This is a genomic window from Archangium gephyra, from assembly GCF_049060025.1.
In the GTDB taxonomy this organism is placed as follows: Bacteria; Myxococcota; Myxococcia; order Myxococcales; family Myxococcaceae; genus Archangium; species Archangium gephyra_A.
Window position 1 is genome coordinate 4055922 of sequence record NZ_JBMEQQ010000002.1, and the last position, 17356, is coordinate 4073277.

15 protein-coding genes are annotated in these 17356 nt (G+C 70.2%); 6 read left to right on the forward strand and 9 right to left on the reverse strand.

Features of this window, described 5'->3' with window-relative positions; all coding sequences use genetic code 11:
• Positions 1–161: 161 nt before the first annotated feature.
• Positions 162–389: a hypothetical protein gene (locus ACN28I_RS17625; RefSeq protein WP_420943154.1), complete on the forward strand. Its 228-nt coding sequence runs from the start codon at positions 162–164 to the stop codon at positions 387–389.
• On the forward strand, positions 386–1096 hold the full coding sequence (locus ACN28I_RS17630) for a heme oxygenase (biliverdin-producing) (protein WP_420943155.1): 711 nt from the start codon (positions 386–388) through the stop codon (positions 1094–1096). Before ACN28I_RS17625 ends, ACN28I_RS17630 begins: the two co-directional genes overlap by 4 nt.
• A gap of 39 nt (positions 1097–1135) precedes the next feature.
• Here the strand turns inward: ACN28I_RS17630 and xdhB are convergent, their stop codons facing one another.
• From xdhB to ACN28I_RS17645, 3 genes are all read right to left on the reverse strand, one after another.
• Positions 1136–3523: a xanthine dehydrogenase molybdopterin binding subunit gene (xdhB, locus tag ACN28I_RS17635; RefSeq protein ID WP_420943156.1), complete on the reverse strand. Its 2388-nt coding sequence runs from the start codon at positions 3521–3523 to the stop codon at positions 1136–1138.
• A gap of 5 nt (positions 3524–3528) precedes the next feature.
• Positions 3529–4980, reverse strand: coding sequence for a xanthine dehydrogenase small subunit (gene xdhA / locus ACN28I_RS17640; protein WP_420943157.1), 1452 nt, complete (start codon positions 4978–4980; stop codon positions 3529–3531).
• Positions 4981–5083: 103 nt separating this feature from the next.
• Positions 5084–5497, reverse strand: a complete 414-nt coding sequence (locus ACN28I_RS17645; RefSeq protein WP_420943158.1) for a DoxX family protein — start codon at positions 5495–5497, stop codon at positions 5084–5086.
• Between the two features lie 117 nt (positions 5498–5614).
• Here ACN28I_RS17645 and ACN28I_RS17650 point away from each other — a divergent pair, with 117 nt between their 5' ends.
• Entirely contained in the window at positions 5615–6790 is a 1176-nt protein-coding gene (locus tag ACN28I_RS17650) for an AI-2E family transporter (RefSeq protein WP_420943159.1), read from the forward strand.
• A 78-nt stretch (positions 6791–6868) separates the two neighbouring features.
• On the opposite strand, the gene ACN28I_RS17655 is transcribed toward ACN28I_RS17650, so the two are convergent.
• Both ACN28I_RS17655 and ACN28I_RS17660 read right to left on the reverse strand, forming a co-directional pair.
• A complete protein-coding gene (locus tag ACN28I_RS17655) occupies positions 6869–8497 on the reverse strand; it encodes a pre-peptidase C-terminal domain-containing protein (protein WP_420943160.1) in 1629 nt (542 codons plus the stop codon).
• A gap of 63 nt (positions 8498–8560) precedes the next feature.
• Positions 8561–9049 carry a YqaA family protein gene (locus tag ACN28I_RS17660; RefSeq protein ID WP_420943161.1) on the reverse strand — a complete coding sequence of 163 codons (489 nt, stop codon included), beginning with the start codon at positions 9047–9049 and terminating at the stop codon, positions 8561–8563.
• A gap of 133 nt (positions 9050–9182) precedes the next feature.
• Between ACN28I_RS17660 and ACN28I_RS17665 the strand changes: the two genes are divergently transcribed.
• Together ACN28I_RS17665 and ACN28I_RS17670 are read left to right on the forward strand one after the other, a co-directional pair.
• Complete coding sequence (locus ACN28I_RS17665; protein WP_420943162.1) at positions 9183–11447, forward strand: trypsin-like serine peptidase; 2265 nt, start codon at positions 9183–9185, stop codon at positions 11445–11447.
• 42 nt (positions 11448–11489) lie between these two features.
• Positions 11490–11999 (forward strand): hypothetical protein, encoded by a 510-nt coding sequence (locus tag ACN28I_RS17670; protein WP_420943163.1) that lies wholly within the window; start codon positions 11490–11492, stop codon positions 11997–11999.
• A gap of 100 nt (positions 12000–12099) precedes the next feature.
• Here the strand turns inward: ACN28I_RS17670 and ACN28I_RS17675 are convergent, their stop codons facing one another.
• From ACN28I_RS17675 to ACN28I_RS17690, 4 genes are all read right to left on the reverse strand, one after another.
• Positions 12100–12732 (reverse strand): hypothetical protein, encoded by a 633-nt coding sequence (locus ACN28I_RS17675; RefSeq protein ID WP_420943164.1) that lies wholly within the window; start codon positions 12730–12732, stop codon positions 12100–12102.
• A gap of 55 nt (positions 12733–12787) precedes the next feature.
• Positions 12788–14053 carry a hypothetical protein gene (locus ACN28I_RS17680; RefSeq protein ID WP_420943165.1) on the reverse strand — a complete coding sequence of 422 codons (1266 nt, stop codon included), beginning with the start codon at positions 14051–14053 and terminating at the stop codon, positions 12788–12790.
• A gap of 144 nt (positions 14054–14197) precedes the next feature.
• Positions 14198–14800 (reverse strand): DUF2378 family protein, encoded by a 603-nt coding sequence (locus ACN28I_RS17685; RefSeq protein ID WP_420943166.1) that lies wholly within the window; start codon positions 14798–14800, stop codon positions 14198–14200.
• Positions 14801–14856: 56 nt separating this feature from the next.
• A complete protein-coding gene (locus ACN28I_RS17690; RefSeq protein WP_420943167.1) occupies positions 14857–16497 on the reverse strand; it encodes an AMP-binding protein in 1641 nt (546 codons plus the stop codon).
• 149 nt (positions 16498–16646) lie between these two features.
• On the opposite strand from ACN28I_RS17690, the gene ACN28I_RS17695 reads away from it, so the two are divergent.
• Positions 16647–16985 carry a hypothetical protein gene (locus ACN28I_RS17695; RefSeq protein ID WP_420943168.1) on the forward strand — a complete coding sequence of 113 codons (339 nt, stop codon included), beginning with the start codon at positions 16647–16649 and terminating at the stop codon, positions 16983–16985.
• Positions 16986–17356 lie beyond the last annotated feature (371 nt).

The window sequence follows — 17356 nt, forward strand, 5'->3', positions numbered from 1 at the left end:
GGTGGGGAGCGGCTGGAGCGGGGGAGGAGTCTACCGGTGCGCCTGAGCAGCCCACGTGCCGCCAGCAGTCTTGACCGCTCGCCCCTCGTCTGGCATCTTCATTTTGAAAACGATAATCAGAATCAACATCACCCACCAACGAGACGCCGAGGAGGTCCGCCGTGCCGACTCCCCCCTGCTGCCGCACCATCCTGGCCCGTAGTCCCAGCGCGGAGGTGGCGCGCTGCTCCTGTGGGCACCTGCACCTGACCCTCGGGCCTTTGACGATCCGCATGGACGAGGGAACGCTGCACGCGACCTGGCACACGTTGGGAGACGCGCTGCGGACGCTCGCCTCGGCGCCCCAGGCCGAGCCCGAGGCCGCGGCCACGGGAGGGTGGAGACAGTGAGCACGTTGACGGAGCTGCTGCGGCGGGCCACCGCCCACGAGTTGCGCGCCGCGGCGAGCACCCCCTTCGCCCAGCGGCTCGCGCGCGGAGAGCTGGACCGGACGCACTACGTGCGGCTGCTGGCCAACCTCCAGGCCCTCTACGCGGAGTTGGAGTGGTCCTTCATGTGGAACCGCCAGCTCCCCTCGGTGGCGCCCCTCTGCCTGCCCGAGCTGTGGCGCAACGAGTTGCTGCAGGACGATCTGCGCACCCTGCTCGGCCCGGGGTGGTACTCGAGCGCGCCGCGGCAGGACACGGTGGCGCACGTGGAGCGGCTCGGCCTGCTCTGCGATGAAGCCCCCGGGCTGCTCGCCGCGCATGCCTGGGTGCTCTACGCCACGGATCTGCCCGGAGCCGGCCAGGGTGGCGCCGGGATTGCGCGCGCCCTCGGGCTGCGCGGGAAGGAGGGAACCGTCTTCCTCCGTCACGCGACCCACCTCGACGGCGAGGCCTACCGGGCGCACCTGCTCGACACGCTGGATCTGCTGCGCCTGGACGAAGCCTCTCGCGAGGCCCTCGCCGCGGAGGCCCGGCTCGCCGTCCGCGGAGTGCACGCCCTCTTCCAGGCCCTGGGCCGCAATCTCACCGTGCCCCACGGACGGCGCGAGAGCGTGACGCCGCGAGGCAGGTGGCCGTGGCCGCTGGAGCTGGCGCGCGGCATGTCCTGAGCACCTGGCGCGCGGCGGCGAGCGCTCCCGCTCCGCGCCTCAGGCCTTTCCGTCCGGAAGCGCTCCCGCGGCCCGCGCCACCTCCACCGCGCGCAGAATCGCCTCCGGCGTCGCGGGCGAGGCCAGCTCCACCGGAGTCCGCGGAGGACCGAAGGCGGCCACCGCGTGCCGCAGCGCCGTCACCGCTCCAATCGCCAGCATGAACGGGGGCTCGCCCACCGCCTTGCTGCCGTGGATGCTGTTGTCCTGCGGCGCGCGCTCCAGCAGGGCGACGCGGAAGTCCTCGGGCGCATCCCCCACCGCCGGAATCTTGTACGTGTCCGGCGAGTGCGTGACGAGCCGTCCCTTCGCGTCGAAGAGCACCTCCTCGCACGTGAGCCAGCCCAGGCCCTGGATGAAGGCGCCCTCCACCTGGCCCCGGTCGATGCTCGGCACCAGCGAGGTGCCCACGTCGTGGAGGATGTCCACCCGGCGCAGGCGGTGCTCGCCGGTGAGGCCGCTCACCTCCACCTCCACCACGGCGGACCCGAAGGCGTAATAGTGGAAGGGCTTGCCGCGCCCGGCCACCCGGTCATACGAGATGTCCGGCGTGCGGTAGTAGCCCGTGGCCGACAGCGACACCTGCGCCAGGTACGCGGCGTGCACCACCTCGGCGAAGGACACCGAGCGCTCGGGACGCGCGGGCAGGAAGACCCGGCCCCCCACGAAGGCGAGCGCATCCACCTCGCCCCCCCGCTCGGCCTGGAGCAACCGCGCGGCCACCGGGCGCAGCCGCTCGCGCAGCACCTCGCACGCCTGCTTCACCGCCATGCCGTTGAGGTCCGTGCCACTCGAGGCCGCCGTGGCCGAGGTGTTGGGCACCTTGTCCGTCGCGGTGTTCATCACCCGGATGCGCTCGGCGGGGATGCCCAGCTCGTGCGCGCACACGGCCCTCATCTTGGTGTGCAGCCCCTGCCCCATCTCGGTGCCACCGTGATTGAGCTGCACGCTGCCGTCCGTGTAGATGACCACCAGGGCCCCGGCCTGGTTGAGGAAGCTCGTGGTGAAGGAGATGCCGAACTTCACCGGCTGGAAGCCGATGCCCCGCTTCGTCCACCGCGAGCGGGCGTTGAAGGCGTCGATCTCCGCGCGGCGGCGGGCGTAGTCGCTGGAGGCCATCAACTCCGCGTGGAGGCGCGGCAGCCGGTTGCCCTCCACGGGCTGGCCGTAGTGGGTGAGGTTCGCGGGGGCCTGCCCGTAGTAGTTGCGCTCGCGCACCACGGCCGGGTCCAACCCGAGCAGCTCGGCGGCGCGGTTGAGCACCTCCTCCATCACGAACATGCCCTGGGGCCCGCCGAAGCCGCGGAAGGCCGTGTTGGAGGGCAGGTTCGTGCGGGCCACCCGGCCGGTGAAGCGCAGGGCCGGGACGAAGTACGCGTTGTCCAGGTGGAAGAGCGCCCGGTCCAGGATGGCGTGCGACAGGTCCGTGCTCCACCCGCCGTCGGAGACGAGCTCGACGTTGAGCGCGAGCAGCCGCCCCTCCTTGTCGAGCCCGGCCTCATAGCGGCCCCAGAAGGGGTGGCGCTTGCCGGTGAAGGCCATGTCCTGGTCGCGGTTGAGCCACATCTTCACCGGCCGCCCGGTGGCACGTGCGCCCAGGGCCGCCAGGGCCGCGAAGGGCGCCGCCTGCGTCTCCTTGCCGCCGAAGCCGCCACCCATGCGCGGCACCTCCACCACCACCTGGTGCCGCCCCGCCCCCAGCACATGGGCGACGATGGCCTGCACCTCCGAGGGGTGCTGGGTGGAACTCCACAGGTGCACCGAGCCGTCCTCGCCCGGCACCGCCAGCGACGCCTGCGTCTCCAGGTAGAAGTGGTCCTGCGCGCCCGTCATGCACTCGCCGGACAGGCGCACCGGCGCGGCGGCGAGCGCGGCGTCCGGCTCTCCCCGGCCGATGACATGCGGGGTGGTGAGGAAGGAGCCCGCCTCCACCGCCGCCTTGATGGACAGGAGCGCGGGCAGCGGCTCGTACTCCACCTCCACCAGCGCGGCGGCACGGCGGGCCACGGCGGCGTCCTCCGCCAGCACCAGCGCCACCGTCTGCCCCTGGAAGTGCACCTCGCCGTCGGACATCAGCGGCTCGTCGTGGATGACGGGGCCGACCTGGTTCTCCCCGGGGATGTCCTCGGCGAAGAGCACGGCGTGGACGCCGGGAAGCGCCCGGGCCCGCGAGGCGTCCCTGCGCCGGATGCGCGCGTGCGCGTGCGGCGAGGTGACGAGGTGCCCCACCAGCATCCCCGGCGGCGAGGGCAGGTCGTCCACGTAGCGGGCCTCGCCACTGGTGTGCTTCAGGCCGCTCTCGTGCGGGGCCGGGGCGTGCAGGGGCGTGGGGGTGGGCCCGGGCTGCTGGGCGGGGAGGGTATCGGGAGAAGAAGGAAGCGTGCTCATCCGGGTCACCTCACCTGCACCGTGGCCGAGTGGCCCTCCGCCAGCCGGGGCACCGGCGTGGAGAGCGTCTCGTGGAAGAAGCCGCGCAGCAGGTTCTTCGCCACCTGCGCGCGGTACCAGGCCGAACCGCGATGGTCGGACAGCGGCTTGAAGTCCTCGTCCAGCCGGGCCAGGGCCGCCTCCACCGCGGCCTCCGTCCAGGGCTGGCCCACCAGCGCGGCCTCGGTGTGCCGGGCCCGCGAGGGCGTCGCCGCCATGCCTCCGTAGGCCAACCGCGCCTCCGTCACCTTCCCCTCCCCGTCCACCACCACCCGGAAGCCCGCGGAGACGGCACTGATATCCAGCTCGCGCCGCTTGGACACCTTGTACGCCAGCGCCCGCGAGCCCTCCGGCTGGGCCGGCACGTCCACGCACGCCAGCACCTCACCGCGCCCGAGCGCCGTGCGCCGGTAGCCCTGGAAGAAGTCCTCCAAGGGCATCCTCCGCTCACCCGCCCGCGAGCGCAGCACCGCCTCGGCGCCCAGCGAGAGCAGCACCGGCGCCAGGTCTCCAATGGGCGAGGCCGTGCACAGGTTGCCGCCCACCGTCGCGCGGTTCTTGATCTGCCGCGAGCCGAAGTAGCGCAGCATCCGCTCCAGGGGTGGGCAGGCGACGCGCGCGTAATCCTCCAGGTCCGTCAGCCACACGGTGGCGCCCAGGCGGTGCCCACCGGCACGGGGCTCCAGCACGTGCAGCTCGGACAGGGCCTCCAGCGATACCAGCAGCGGAGGCTCGGCGTAGCGCTTCGTCACCTCCAGCGACAGGTCCGTCCCGCCCATCACGAAGCGCGCCTCGGGGTGCGTGTCGAGCACGTCCCAGAGGGCCTCCAGCGAGCCGGGGGTGAAGAAGCGCTGGGCCCCGGCCTCGTAGGCCAGCGCCATGGGCTCGGGCCGCGTCTCCGCGAGCGCCCGGGCGAAACGGTCCTCGGGGCGCAGGCCGGCCACCTGTTTCGCGGCCTCGCGGATGGGCCGGTAGCCGGTGCAGCGGCAGAGGTTGCCGCACATCTGCGCGTCCAGCTTCCAGGGCTCGTCCATGTCCCGGCGGTGGCAGGCCTCCAGCATGGCCATGGCGATGCCCGGGGTGCAGTAGCCGCACTGGGAGCCCAGCTCGCGCGCCAGCGTCTCCTGGACGACGTGGTACTGGCCGCCCTCCTTGAGGGCCTCCACCGTGTAGACGCGCTTGCCCTGCAGCATGGGCAGCAGCACCAGGCACGAGTTCACCGCGCGCAGGGCGGGCGCCCCCTGGCTGTCGTGCTCCAGCACGGCGACGGTGCAGGCCCCGCAGTCGCCCTCGGCACAGCCTTCCTTGGTTCCGGTGAGGTTCACCCTGTCGCGCAGGTAGCGCAACAGCGTGGTGGTGGGAGAGAGCCCCGTCTCCTCGACGGGCTTGTCATTCAGGAAGAAGCGCAGGCGTTCCATGGGCCTCCTCCGGTCCCCTCCATCGCGGAAGGGCCGGGGGGCCAGACTACTACGGCTCGCGCCCGAGGGAACCCGGCCCGGTGCGGCCGGGGCGCCGGACGGCTCAGCCGCGCATGACCAGCAGGGCCAGCAGGCTGACGAGGAAGTACGGCACCAAGCCCCCGGCGCCCGCGTAGTCCTTGGCCATGCGCTGGCCGAAGAAGAGGGCCACGAAGGACAGGGCCGAGAGGGCCGCGCCCCACAGGGCCACCCGGGTGCCCCCGGAGAGCACCAGGACCACCAGCCCGGCCGCGCTCACCGCGCCCGCGGCCAGCTCCATCAGCGTGAGGGTGGCCAGCATGGGCGCCACCACCCCGCGCAGGGGCGTCTTGGAGAAGTGTCCGGTGAGCCACCCCAGGTTGCCCTTCCAGTCGATCACCTTGTCCAGGCCGGACTGGAGGAAGGTGATGGCGAGGAAGAGGGCGCACAGCGCCTGGACGAGCCAGAGGGGGAAGAGGTTCGAGTCGAAGGACGGCATGGGGCGCGCACTCTACCCGGCCTGCCTGCTTCCCCAAGAACCGAGCAGCCTTGGAGAGCGGGCAGCCGGGCGGCCCCACCCCTACCGGTCACCGGGTGGCGCCCCCATCGTCCGCCCATGGCCACTGAACAAGGCGCCCGAAGGGTCCTCATCGGGCTCATCGTGTTGTCCATCGCCCTGGTGTTTTGGGTCTTCTCTCCCTTCTTCGAGGCCTTCTTCCTGGCCGCGGTGCTCGCCGGGGCCTTGTACGGCCTGCACCGGTGGTTGACGCGGCGCTTCCACGGGAAGGACGGGCTCTCGGCCGGCCTCATCTGTCTGGGCGTCATCGTGGCGGTGCTCGCGCCCCTGGCCAGCATCACGGCCTTCCTGGTCTCCGAGATCTCCAAGGGGGTGGCCTTCATCGCCGACACCGTGGAGCGGCGGGGGCTGGAGGGACTGCTGGCCTACGTCCCCGGCCCGCTGAAGGAGCACGCCGGGCAGATGTTGGAGAACTTCCAGACGCGGAGCGCCGGGCTGTGGCAGACCCTGCAGGAGCAGGTGAGCACCCGGGGAGCCACCGCGGCCCAGACGGTCGGTGGGGTGGTGATGACCACCGGCACGGTCGTCTTCCAGACGGTGATGATGCTCATCGCCTTCTACTTCCTGCTGGTGCAGGGCAAGCAACTCGTCGCGTGGCTGGAGAGCGTGTCCCCGCTCAAGCGCGGGCAGACGACGGAGCTGCTGATGGAGTTCCGCCGCGTCACCAAGTCGGTGCTGGTGTCCAGCATCGCCACCGCGGGCGTGCAGGCGGCGGCGGCGCTGGTGGGCTACCTCATCACCCGCGTGCCGGTCCCCATCTTCTTCGCGGCGGTGACGTTCTTCTTCGCGCTCATCCCGGCCGTCGGCGCCGCCGTGGTGTGCCTGGCCGCCGCCCTGCTGCTGCTCGCCACCGGCCACCCCATCGCCGCCCTCGTGCTGGCCATCTGGGGCGTCGTCGTGGTGGGGCTCTCCGACAACGTCATCAAGCCGATCCTGGCCAAGCGTGGCATGCACATGCACGGCGCCATCGTCTTCTTCTCGCTGCTCGGAGGCCTGGCCGTCTTCGGCGCCGTCGGCCTGCTGCTGGGGCCCCTCATCGTGGCCTTCTTCCTCGCCGTGCTGCGCATCTACGAGCGCGACTACGGCCGGCCCTCGTCCCGCCCCGGGGACCCGCCCACGCCTCCGCGCAACCAGCCCACGGTGGCCGAGGGCGAGGAGTTCGAGCCCGCCGGGCTCCACTCGGGTGACGCCCTGCTGGACAGCCACCACCACTGACCCTCCTCCAAGGGAGGGCCGTCTCCAGGGCTCCCGGGGCTCGAGTGCCCCCGGGAGCCCTCGCTGCCTTCGGGGAGGCTACGGCTGGACGCCGGCCCCCGTCACGAGGAGCGAGTAGTTGCTCATCGCGCCCGAGTAGCCCACCACCTTCACGTAGTACGTGCCCGCGGCGGGTGCCTCGTAGGTGCCCACCTCCGGGTTGCTCGTGGTGTAGCCGCGCACCTCGAAGAAGCTCAGGTCGGACTCGGTGAACAGGTACCAGTCCAGATCCCCGCTCCCGGGCATGGTCAGCTTCACCGTGACGGTGCCCGGCTCGGTCACCGTGAACTTGAACCAGTCCGCGTCCGTGCTGGTGGAGATGCTCCCGCTCACGCTGGTGCCCGCCCCCACCCGGCCGTTGGCCGTCGCCGCGGTGTTGTTGGACTCCGTCTCCACGGTGATGGCGCCCACGGGCACCGGCACAACGGTGATGGTGAAGGCCGCGTTGCTGGTGTCGGTGATGGAGGGCCTGGCCGCGTCGCTCACCCGCACCTTCGCCGCCGTGGTGGCCGTGCCCGGCACCACCCAGGTGTAGCTGCCCGCCGAGGCCGGCGTGCCCGCGGAGATGAGGTTCCACGTGCTCCCGTCCGTCGTGTACTCGAGCTTCACCTGCGTCACGCCGCTCGCCGTCCACGTGATGGTCTGGCTGCTGCCCCCCGCCCAGCTCTCGCCACCGTTGGGAGAGCCCACCGTCACGCTCCCCACGGGCGTCGTCCCATCATCCCCCGGCAGGAGGAAGTCCTTGATGATGGCCATGTGCTGCATGTTCGAGGCGCCGCTGTCCCCCGACTGCGCGGGGGAGATCTCCGAGAGGGGCGAGTACACGCGCGTGTCCACCACCAGGCCCGCGCTGAACGAGCTGGAGCCGATGACCGTGGCCGTCTGGTAGGCGCGCAGATCCGAGTCCACCAGCACGTGATCGTACGGCTTGGAGCGGCCGGCGTTGGTGTTGACGTTGCCGTTCTTGTCCGCGGGGTGCGGGCCGCTGGTGGTCACCACCTGGCTGAAGGTGCTGAAGCAGCTCTCGGAGCGGCTGTCGGTGTTGAGGTCACCGGCGATGGACAGGTAGTCCCCCGTGGGAATGTTGTCCTTGATGCGCTGCACCAGACTGACCGCCTCTTCGTTGCGGACGCCGCTTCCCGAGGTGAGCAGATGAACGCTCACCACCCAGAGATCCTTCGGACCGGGGATGTCGATGCGCGCCCAGGCGAAGTCCCGGTTGCCGACCTTCGGGTCCACCCACTCGCCCGAGGCGATGATGGGCCAGCGGCTGATGATGCCGTTGGGAATCTGCGCCCCCGTCTCCCGGTAATAGTGAAAGCCCGGCCCGAAGGCCGTATCGACGAAGCCCCGGATGGCGGCGGCCGAGTTGTTCCCGTAGTTGAACTCCTGGATGGCCACCACGTCCGGCTTCGTGCCCTGGAAGATGCGGGTGCCGTGGCCCGGGTCGTAGCTCTGCAGGTTGCCGCTGGTGATGTTGGCGGCCATCAGGCGCAGCCGGAACTCCCCGAGCGCCGCCCCTCCCGCGGACAGCTCCTCGTTGGCGGACTCCTCCCGCGGGTCCACGGCGGAGCCCTCACCGCATGCGGCGAGGACCAGGGTGAGCAGTGGAACCAGAAGCCAGGGGCCCAGGCCCGAGCGCTTCGAGGAAGGGTAAGACTGTCTCATCGGAAACACTTCCTGCCCGCGACGAGCGGGCGATGGGGGGAATGCGGGCCCATCATCGCAGTCTCACGGTGAAATTCCAGCGGGGGTTGCCGCGACGACGGAGAGCGCGACAAAGAGGTAGCGCAGCCCCTTGCCCACTGTGACGAAGCCGACGAAGGGCCCCCAGCGCACGCCCACGAGGCCGGCGGCGAGCACGAACACATCCCCCACCACGGGCACCCACGCGAGGGCGAGGGCCGGGGCACCCCAGGTGGCCAGCCGCTCCTGGGCCCGGGCCAGACGGGGGCCCTCGCACTCACGGCGGCGCTGCACCCAGCGTCCCACCGGGCCACCGCCCCCGCGCGCCACCCAGCGCCCCAGGACATAGAGGGTGAGGGCCCCCAGCACATTGCCCGCGGTGGCCACCGCCACGGCCGGAGCCGGGGACACCCCTCCATAGACGAGCGCGGCCAGCACCGCCTCGGAGGGCGCCGGCAGCACCGAGCCGGCCACCATCGCCACGAGGAAGAGCCCCGGCAGTCCCCAGTCAGCGAGCGTGGACGCGTCGGGCATCGTGGCGCCCACTTTAGGACCTTCCGGGCCGCGTCCGTGCAGCCACGGACTCCCCGTACTCCTGGGAGGGCTGGACGCCTGCCTGCTCATTCCTACCTTCCAGCCGGCTCCCACCCCCTACCGAGGTCCCCACATGAATGCCTTTCGCCGGCTAGCGTGTCTCGCCGTGAGCCTCGCGCTCGGCACCACCGCGGGGGCCACGGTGCCCGGGAGCGGGCCGGTCTGCGAGGCGTCGCCCGCGTCGCAGAGCATCAAGAAGGTGGGCGAGGAGGTGGTGCACCGCCTCGAATCGCCGCACCCGTACACGGCGGTGGAGCAGCGCGCCGCCAACGGAGCCCTGCATCGTGGGACACTCACCCACCCCGGGGCCTCGTACATCGCCCCGCACTTCGCCACGCTCGAGCTGGAGGAGGGGGACTTCCTCGTCGTCCGCGCGCCGGACGGCTCGCGCTCCTGGCGCTACGACAACACGCACCCGGGCGCGCGAGATGGCTTCTGGGGCATCCCCATTCCGGGGGACACCGCCATCATCGAGCTGCACGGCACGGCGGTGGATCGCCGGGGCGTGCTCAACAAATACGGCTACCGCATCGACAAGTACGCGCGCGGCTACACCGCCCAGGAGCTGGGCCCGAGCGGCGTCCAGGCCGAGGCCCTGTGTGGCGCGGACGAATCCGGCTGGGCGCGGTGCTACGAGGGCAGCGAGCCGCAGATCTACAACCACGGCCGGGCGGTGGCGCGCCTGCTCATCAACGGCTCCAGCGCGTGCACCGGCTGGCTCGTGGGCGACCAGGGCCACCTGCTGACGAACAACCACTGCATCAGCAAGGCCACGGACGCGCAGAACACCACCTACGAGTTCATGGCCGAGGGCGCCACCTGCGCCACCTCCTGCGGCTCCTGGGGCGCATGCCCGGGCACGGTGGTGGCCACCAGCGCCACCCTGGTGAAGACGGACGCGCCCCGCGACTACACGCTGGTGCAGCTCCCCACCAACCCCACCAGCACCTACGGCTTCCTCCAGCTCCGCCCCACCGGCGCGGTGGTGGACGAGCGCATCTACGTCCCCCAGCACCCGGCGGCGTACGGCAAGAAGATCGCCGTCACCTCCAGCGCCACGGCCGACGCCTCCGGCTACGCCGAGGTGTACAGCCTCAACGAAGCGGCGTGCCAGAGCAGCGGGCCCAATGACGTGGGCTACTACGCGGACACCCAGGGCGGCTCCTCGGGCTCGCCGGTGATTGCCTATGCCGACCACCAGGTGGTGTCGCTGCACCACTGCGCCAACTGCCCCAACCGCGGCGTGCCCATCCAGGACGTCATCACCCACCTGGGCACCAGCCTGCCGCGGTGTGCCCTCCGCAGCGCCACGTGCCCGGACCCGTGGGGCGCCAACGGCGAGCCCCCTCCCCCGCCGCCTCCGCCTCCCCCGCCGCCGGCCGAGTCCTTCACCTTCAGCGCCACCAACACCCACAGCGCCCAGCAGAACACGGTGAACAAGAGCCTCACCTTCAACGCGGGGGACGTGGTGGAGGTGGGCACCTGCAACCTCACCGGCGCCACCGCCAACGGCGACACCTACCTGCGCCTGTTCGATGGCGCGGGCATCCAGACCGCCGCCAATGACGACGCCTGTGGCGGCCACTCCTCGTACTTCAAGTACACGGTGCCCGCGGGCAAGGGCGGCACCTATCAAATCCGGGCCGGCTGCTACTCCAGCGGGAGCTGCGACGGCACCGTGGTGTGGAAGCTCACCGCCGCCCCCCCGCCACCGCCCGGCCCCATCACCGCTTCGTTCACCTACGCCGCCAGCAGAACCCAGAACGCCACCCGCAACACCACCCACCGCAACGTGACGGTGGCCGCGGGCCAGACGCTCGAGGCTCGGCACCTGCACCCTGGCGGGCGCCTCCGGCAGCGGCGATACATACCTGCGGCTCTACACCTCCACCGGTACCCTGGTGGGCTCCAACGACAACGCCTGCGGCTCGCTCTCGCACTTGAGCTACACCGTCCCGGCGGGCAAGGGCGGCACGTACCAGCTCCGCGCCGGTTGCGCCGCCAACCGCGGTTGCAGCGGCACGGTGGTCTACACCGTCCAGTAAGGCCGCGGGTCCCGGGCGCGTTCGCTGAAAACCTGTCCAACAGTCGGACAAGTTCTCACGCAGCGCGCCCGGAGTGCCTGCCCCCTCTGAGGTCACCCTGCACTGGGAGACCCCAGTCACCCGCCCGAGCCGGTGGGGATGCGGATCAGCATGCGCAACCTACGCCTGCGATTGTACCCCACGGAGTAGAGGTCGTTCCCGATGGCGACCACTGCCGGAGGCGGAGGCTCGGGCTGATTCTCGAGCCATGTGTCCACATCCGCTCTGTTCTCGAAGGACTGGAGAGGACGTGAGGTCCGGGCGGAGTGGACGGTCTCCAGGTACGCCTCGAATCCATGCTCCTCCCCCTCATCCATCACGAAGTGGAAGGAGATCCTGGCGATTCTGATGGCCTCGAGCTCCTCGGCGGAAGCAATACGCTTCTCCATTTCGTAGAGGTGGAAGAAGGTCCAATTGGCGAGGCGAAAAAGGCTGAACCTCGTGCCGTGACCTGGTTCTTGGGGCTCGGGCGCATCCTCGGCTTCTGGTTCAGGGTCTTCCCCGGCCTCCTCCATCTGCTTCCACTCTTCTTCAGAGGGGAGGCGAAGCAACTTCCGATGCTCGAGTTCTCGAGAGTACGCGACGTGATAGCGAGCAGTTCCTACCCCAATGACGGCTCCATGGGGCGGGGCGGGATGATTCCGCAGCCAAACGTCCGCGTCTTCCTTCGTCGCGAAAGAGAGAACCGGAGGGTTGGGCGTAGCCCCGAAGCCTTCGAGATAGTCCGCGAACTCACCTGCCTCACCCCGCCCCATGATGAAATGGAGTGTGAGCATGGAGTTCCTGAGCGCCTCATGTTGCTTTGAGGTGAGGGCATGCCGCTCCACCTCATGGAGCAGGGTCAAGGTTCTGATGAGATCGGAGTTCATGCGGGCACTCCAGCGAGCACTGTGAAGCGCATACTCTTCAAGTTGCCACGAGCACGATGGGTGCCAGCACGACGGCCCCTGCGCCAGCGGAGATGGTCACGAATGCAACACCGGCAATGATGACCACCGAGCCGAGAAGGAGTTGCTCGCGATTCCGCTTCAACCACTCGACCGCGGAATCCACAGCATTGAATTGCAGGGCATGCTGCTTCTGCGACTCCAAGCAATCCATATACTCCTCCAGACACTCCTTCTCACAAAACCTCTTCTTGCCACCGTCCTCTCGCCTGATGTGACTGTAATTGGAAGGGAGCCTGCGCTTCATGCAGGCTTGGACGCAGTCGACTTGCTCCTGATCGCAATCCCTGGGGCGGCGTGAAGCGAGCACGATGCGTCCCACGCTGGAGGGAGGGTCATACCGAGGCAGGTTCAATTCGGTAGCTCGCTGCCAGGAGTGGCGGACCTGGCCATCCGGGTCCTCACCCATGATGAGCACGAATCCCGTCAGTTCGTCGGCGCCTGGGGAAACGGTATGACGAGTGCTCCCGCAGGAGACCAGCAGCAGGGCGATGCATGGCACGAGCGACCTGAAAAAGGCCGTGCAGGTTGTCATGGGGTCGAGCATTGCCGGTTCGCGAGAGAGCATGGGAGTGGCCATGCTCTCTGCCATGGCCCGTCATCGGAGCCAAGTCTCGAAAGCCGGTGAGCGCCCAACGAGCACGGCGTCACGCCGCCGCGGCGTGGTCCAGCGAGCGCCAGGTGCCCAGCGCCCAATCCTGCTCATCCGGATCATCGAAGCTGACGACGCACAGGGCCCGGTGCGTGCCGGACTCGCACAGCGCCGTGAGCCGGCAATCCCCCGGCTCCACGTGCAGCGTGGCCCGTCCACTCACCCGCTCGCCCTGGTGCTGGAACTCGTACGGCAGGGACTGCTCGGGACCGGGGGCAATCCCTTCCACGTCGTCCTGCAGCGGCACGAAGCGCACGCTGCGGCGATGGTCTCGCGCCACCCAGCTCCCATCGGCCAGCCGCTCCTCGGCGAGCGAGCCGGGGATGCGGATCTCCCAGCCCTCGGGCAGCGTCACCTGCACGGCGCCGCGCCGGTAGCCGATGAGCGGACCCGAGGGCGCCTCGATGGCGCGGCGGGAGACCTCCTCCGCCAGCGTGCCGCCCACGCCGAGATAGCCCAACACCTGCTGCCACTCGCGCCACGGATAGGCCAGCTCCGGCGACTCCCGCCATGCGGACTCCAGCAACCGGGCCACCTCGCGGAAACGGTGGCGCTCCTCCTCGAGCAGCGGCGGGCGCCACACCATCTCCGTCCAGATGAGGCTGAGCGCCCGGCCCAGCTTCGTCGCGGCGCCCTGCCCGGGCTCCCACCACGGAAAGATGTCCCGGCCACTCAGCGGCTCCTCATGCACGGCGCGCAACCACGCCTCGTCCCGCGGACCCATGGGCGTCAGCAGGGCCCCGGGGTGCTCGAAGCCGTGCCCGGGGCGCAGCGAGAGCGTGGCCCCCGAATGGCCTTGCCTCCGGAAGTCCAACACCCGGCCGGCCATGCTCCCCAACCAGGCGAGCATGCGAGGGGCGATGTCACTCGCGTCTCCGGTATGGAAATACCCCGTGGGGTCTCCCACTCCCGCCACCGTGAGGGCCGGCTCCGCCCAGTCCACATGGAGCGCGTCCCCCAGGGCATGGAGCAGATCACACAGGTAGCGGTGGTAGCCCGGCCCCACCATGGAGGTATTGGCCAGGACGACCACCCGCCCCTGCCCGGCGGCGACAATGGCCACGTCCTCGGCCGCCGGGTGCAGGCGCAGGAACAAGATGGGCCCCCGAGGGCCCTCCACCGTGCGCGAGCTCTCCAGCAACTCCTCCGCCGCCCCCCTCACCCACCGCTCCACCCGCCGCAGCCAGGGCCAGGGCGCTTCCGGCGCCGAGAAGAGCGCCCCTCCACCGTACCAGCCTGCCAGCAGCAGCTTCACACCCATGACGTCCTCTCCTCTCCCTCGGAGTGGGGCCTCCCTCCCAACGCAACGGGCGGAGGGAAGGGATTATGTCGAGGCGCGCGGGCCTGGGACGGAGGAGCCAGCCAGGCGCCCCCTCCGTGAATCGCCCGCTCCTGTCCGAGGCCCCTACAGCCAGCTCACTTCATAGTCCACGTCGAGCGGTGACAACTGGCGCCCCCGCACCACCAGCTCCCGGGCCGTCGTCTGCTCCATCGCGGCGAGGAGGACGCCTTCGTTGTACGCCAGCGGCAGGAAGTCCCGGCGCGCCATCAGCCGCGCCTGCTTCTCCCCGAGCCGCTCCACGGAACGGTCGCCGTAGCTCAGCGAGGCCCGGTAGGCACTGGGAAAACTCGCGAGCAGCCGCTGCGGATCCGTCCCGGCCAGCGCCATCATCGTCCTGCCCACGGTGGAATGGAGGAAGTCCGCCGTGGCCCGGCGCCCGAACTGCCGCAGCACCATGCTCTGTCCCGCCGGCGCCGGCCCCCCGAGCACCTCCGCGGCGGTGAAGATGGTCTTGAGGAAGTCCGCCACCGGGTAGCTGAAGAAGTCGACGTACTTCTTCTCCCCGGCGGCCACGTGGCACTTCAACCGGGCCTCCTCGCCTCCCAGCGAGCGTGCCGCCTCGAATGCTCCGTTGAAGAACATCCCACGGCAGGTGTCCATGGGAGTGGCCAGGGTGAGCAGCAGCTCCAATCCGGGGGCGGGAATGGGGGCGGCGGAGAGGGTCACGGTGGAGGGCTCCAAGGGGGGTGCACCATTAGAGCCCAAAACCCGCCTTCCGGGTGTCAGGCCGTGCGGATCGCCGAGGCGGACTGCAGCCCCAGCTCCGCCACAGCGACCTCCCGCATCCTGAATTTCTGGATTTTTCCAGTCACCGTCATGGGGAACTCGTCCACGAACTTCCAGAAGCGGGGAATCTTGAAGGTGGAGATGCGGCCTGTGCAGAAGCGGACCAACTCCTCCTGGGTGAGGGCGGTGCCGGGCTTGGGCTTCACCCAGGCCATCACCTCCTCGCCGTACTTCTCGCTGGGCACGCCGATGACCTGGGCCTCGCTGACACCGGGGTGCGTGTGGAGGAACTCCTCGATTTCGCGCGGGTACACGTTCTCGCCGCCGCGGATGATCATGTCCTTGATGCGGCCGACGATCTTCACGTAGCCGTCCTCGTCCATGGTGGCGAGATCGCCGGTGTGCATCCAACCGGCCGCGTCGATGGAGGTGCGGGTGGCCTCGGGGTTGTTCCAGTAGCCGAGCATCACGCTGTAGCCGCGCGTGCACAGCTCGCCGGGCGTGCCCCGGGGCACCACCCCGCCGGTGCTCGCGTCGATGATCTTCACCTCCACGTGCGGGTGCACGCGGCCCACGGTGCCCACGCGCTTGTCCAGGGGATCATCCAGCGCGCTCTGCGTGGACACGGGCGAGGTCTCCGTCATGCCGTAGCAGATGGTGACCTCGCGCATGTTCATGCGCGCCTGCACGTTCTTCATCACCTCGATGGGGCACGGCGAGCCAGCCATGATGCCGGTGCGCAGCGAGGAGAAGTCGAACTCGGCGAAGCGCGGATGGTCCAGCTCGGCGATGAACATGGTGGGCACGCCGTAGAGCGCGGTGCAGCGCTCGGCGCCCACCGCCTGCAGCACCGCGAGCGGCTCGAAGGCCTCGCCCGGAATCACCAGGGTGGAGCCGTGGGAGGCACAGGCCAGGTTGCCCATCACCATGCCGAAGCAGTGGTAGAAGGGCACGGGGATGCAGACGCGGTCCTCCGTCCCGAGCCGCAGCGCCTCGCCCACGAAGAAGCCGTTGTTGAGGACGTTGTGGTGGCTGAGCGTGGCGCCCTTGGGAAAGCCCGTGGTGCCGGACGTGTATTGGATGTTGATGGGATCGTCGAACTGGAGCGTGGCCTCGCGGTCCGTGAGCATGCGCTCGCTCACGCGGGTGCCGTTCTCGAGCAGCAGCTTCCAGTCGTCGTCCAGCACCAGGGAGACGCGAAGCTGGGGGCAGCGCGGGCGCACCTCCTCCAGCATCTTGCGGTAGTCCGTCTGGCGGAAGCCTCGCGAGAGCAGCAGCACACTGGTGCCGGACTGGTTGAGCGCGTACTCCAGCTCCGCCGTCTTGTAGGCGGGGTTGAGGTTCACGAGGATGGCGCCGATGCGGGCCGCGGCGAACTGGGACACCACCCACTCGAAGCGGTTGGGAGACCAGAGGCCCACGCGGTCGCCCTTCTCCACGCCGAAGGCCAGCAGGCCCAGGGCCACCTTCGTCGTCTCGTCCCAGAACTGGCGCCACGTGGCGCGGTAGCCCTGCGAGAGGACGACGAGGGCCTCGCGCTCGCCGTAGCGCTCGACGGTCCGGCGCAGGTTCTGGCCAATGGTCTCCCCGAGCAACGGGGTGGTGCTGGTTCCGTGGACGTAGGAAGGAGAGGACATGGCCGATGATGTTCGCGAGTCGGCACCGCCCGCAAGCGTCCGTTCCCTGGTGGATGTGCCGCTCAACTTTTGCGCGCCCGTCCTTGCCTCCGCCGCGGCGATCCGGGAGCACGGCACCCGGGACATGCCGCACGCGAAGGGGGGCACGGATGGACGCCATCACGACCATGAACGTCCACGCGGAGGTGCTGTGGGTCTGCGGCTACGCGCTCTTCCTGCTGGCCGTGGCGCGCGCACTGGTGGCCATGCGACGGCGGGCCCGTGCGAAGGATGACACGTGGCCGCGCACGGATGCCGCCCGCTTCCACCATGGACTGTCCATGTTCCTGGTGTTGCTGGCTGGACTGCTCGCCGGCGCCTGTGCGGTACGCCACCCCGAGGGTGTCGAGTTGGGGATGCTCGGCGGGGTGTCGCTGACGGTGGCATGGATGGCCCGGCGCACCTGGATCGAGTGGTGGGCGGAAGCCTCGTCCCGCGGGGAGGGATAGCCGGGCGGCCTGCTCCGGACGCCCCCTTGCCGGAGGTGCGAGCCGGTACGACCCTCTGGGCGATCCATACCCCAAGGAGGCGGCGATGGCGGACAGGCGGCGGTCGGACGTGGAGTGGCAGGGCCGGGGCCAGGACCCGGAGCGCGGCAACCGGCGTGACACCACGGAGCGCGGGCGGGACATGGGCCGCGTGCGCGGGTACAGCGGCGAGGACCGGGGTCCGGGCCGGGGCCGTGACGAGGACCGGGGCCGCGGCCGCTCCCACCGTGGAGGCGGCGGCGGAGGAATGCGGGGAAGCGGCTTCGGCGATCAGGACGTGGGCCGCTACGGCCGGGGCTACGAGTACGGCGGTGACGAGGACCGGGGCCGTT

Excerpts from the sequence above, each read along its gene's own strand:
- ACN28I_RS17655 (WP_420943160.1), bottom strand. The coding sequence starts at position 8,497 with ATGAGACAGTCTTACCCTTCCTCGAAGCGCTCGGGCCTGGGCCCCTGG.
- ACN28I_RS17665 (WP_420943162.1), top strand. The coding sequence starts at position 9,183 with ATGAATGCCTTTCGCCGGCTAGCGTGTCTCGCCGTGAGCCTCGCGCTC.
- ACN28I_RS17680 (WP_420943165.1), bottom strand. The coding sequence starts at position 14,053 with ATGGGTGTGAAGCTGCTGCTGGCAGGCTGGTACGGTGGAGGGGCGCTC.
- ACN28I_RS17690 (WP_420943167.1), bottom strand. The coding sequence starts at position 16,497 with ATGTCCTCTCCTTCCTACGTCCACGGAACCAGCACCACCCCGTTGCTC.
- ACN28I_RS17675 (WP_420943164.1), bottom strand. The coding sequence starts at position 12,732 with ATGGCAGAGAGCATGGCCACTCCCATGCTCTCTCGCGAACCGGCAATG.
- ACN28I_RS17660 (WP_420943161.1), bottom strand. The coding sequence starts at position 9,049 with ATGCCCGACGCGTCCACGCTCGCTGACTGGGGACTGCCGGGGCTCTTC.
- xdhB (WP_420943156.1), bottom strand. The coding sequence starts at position 3,523 with ATGAGCACGCTTCCTTCTTCTCCCGATACCCTCCCCGCCCAGCAGCCC.
- ACN28I_RS17695 (WP_420943168.1), top strand. The coding sequence starts at position 16,647 with ATGGACGCCATCACGACCATGAACGTCCACGCGGAGGTGCTGTGGGTC.
- ACN28I_RS17650 (WP_420943159.1), top strand. The coding sequence starts at position 5,615 with ATGGCCACTGAACAAGGCGCCCGAAGGGTCCTCATCGGGCTCATCGTG.
- xdhA (WP_420943157.1), bottom strand. The coding sequence starts at position 4,980 with ATGGAACGCCTGCGCTTCTTCCTGAATGACAAGCCCGTCGAGGAGACG.
- ACN28I_RS17670 (WP_420943163.1), top strand. The coding sequence starts at position 11,490 with ATGCTCCTCCCCCTCATCCATCACGAAGTGGAAGGAGATCCTGGCGAT.
- ACN28I_RS17645 (WP_420943158.1), bottom strand. The coding sequence starts at position 5,497 with ATGCCGTCCTTCGACTCGAACCTCTTCCCCCTCTGGCTCGTCCAGGCG.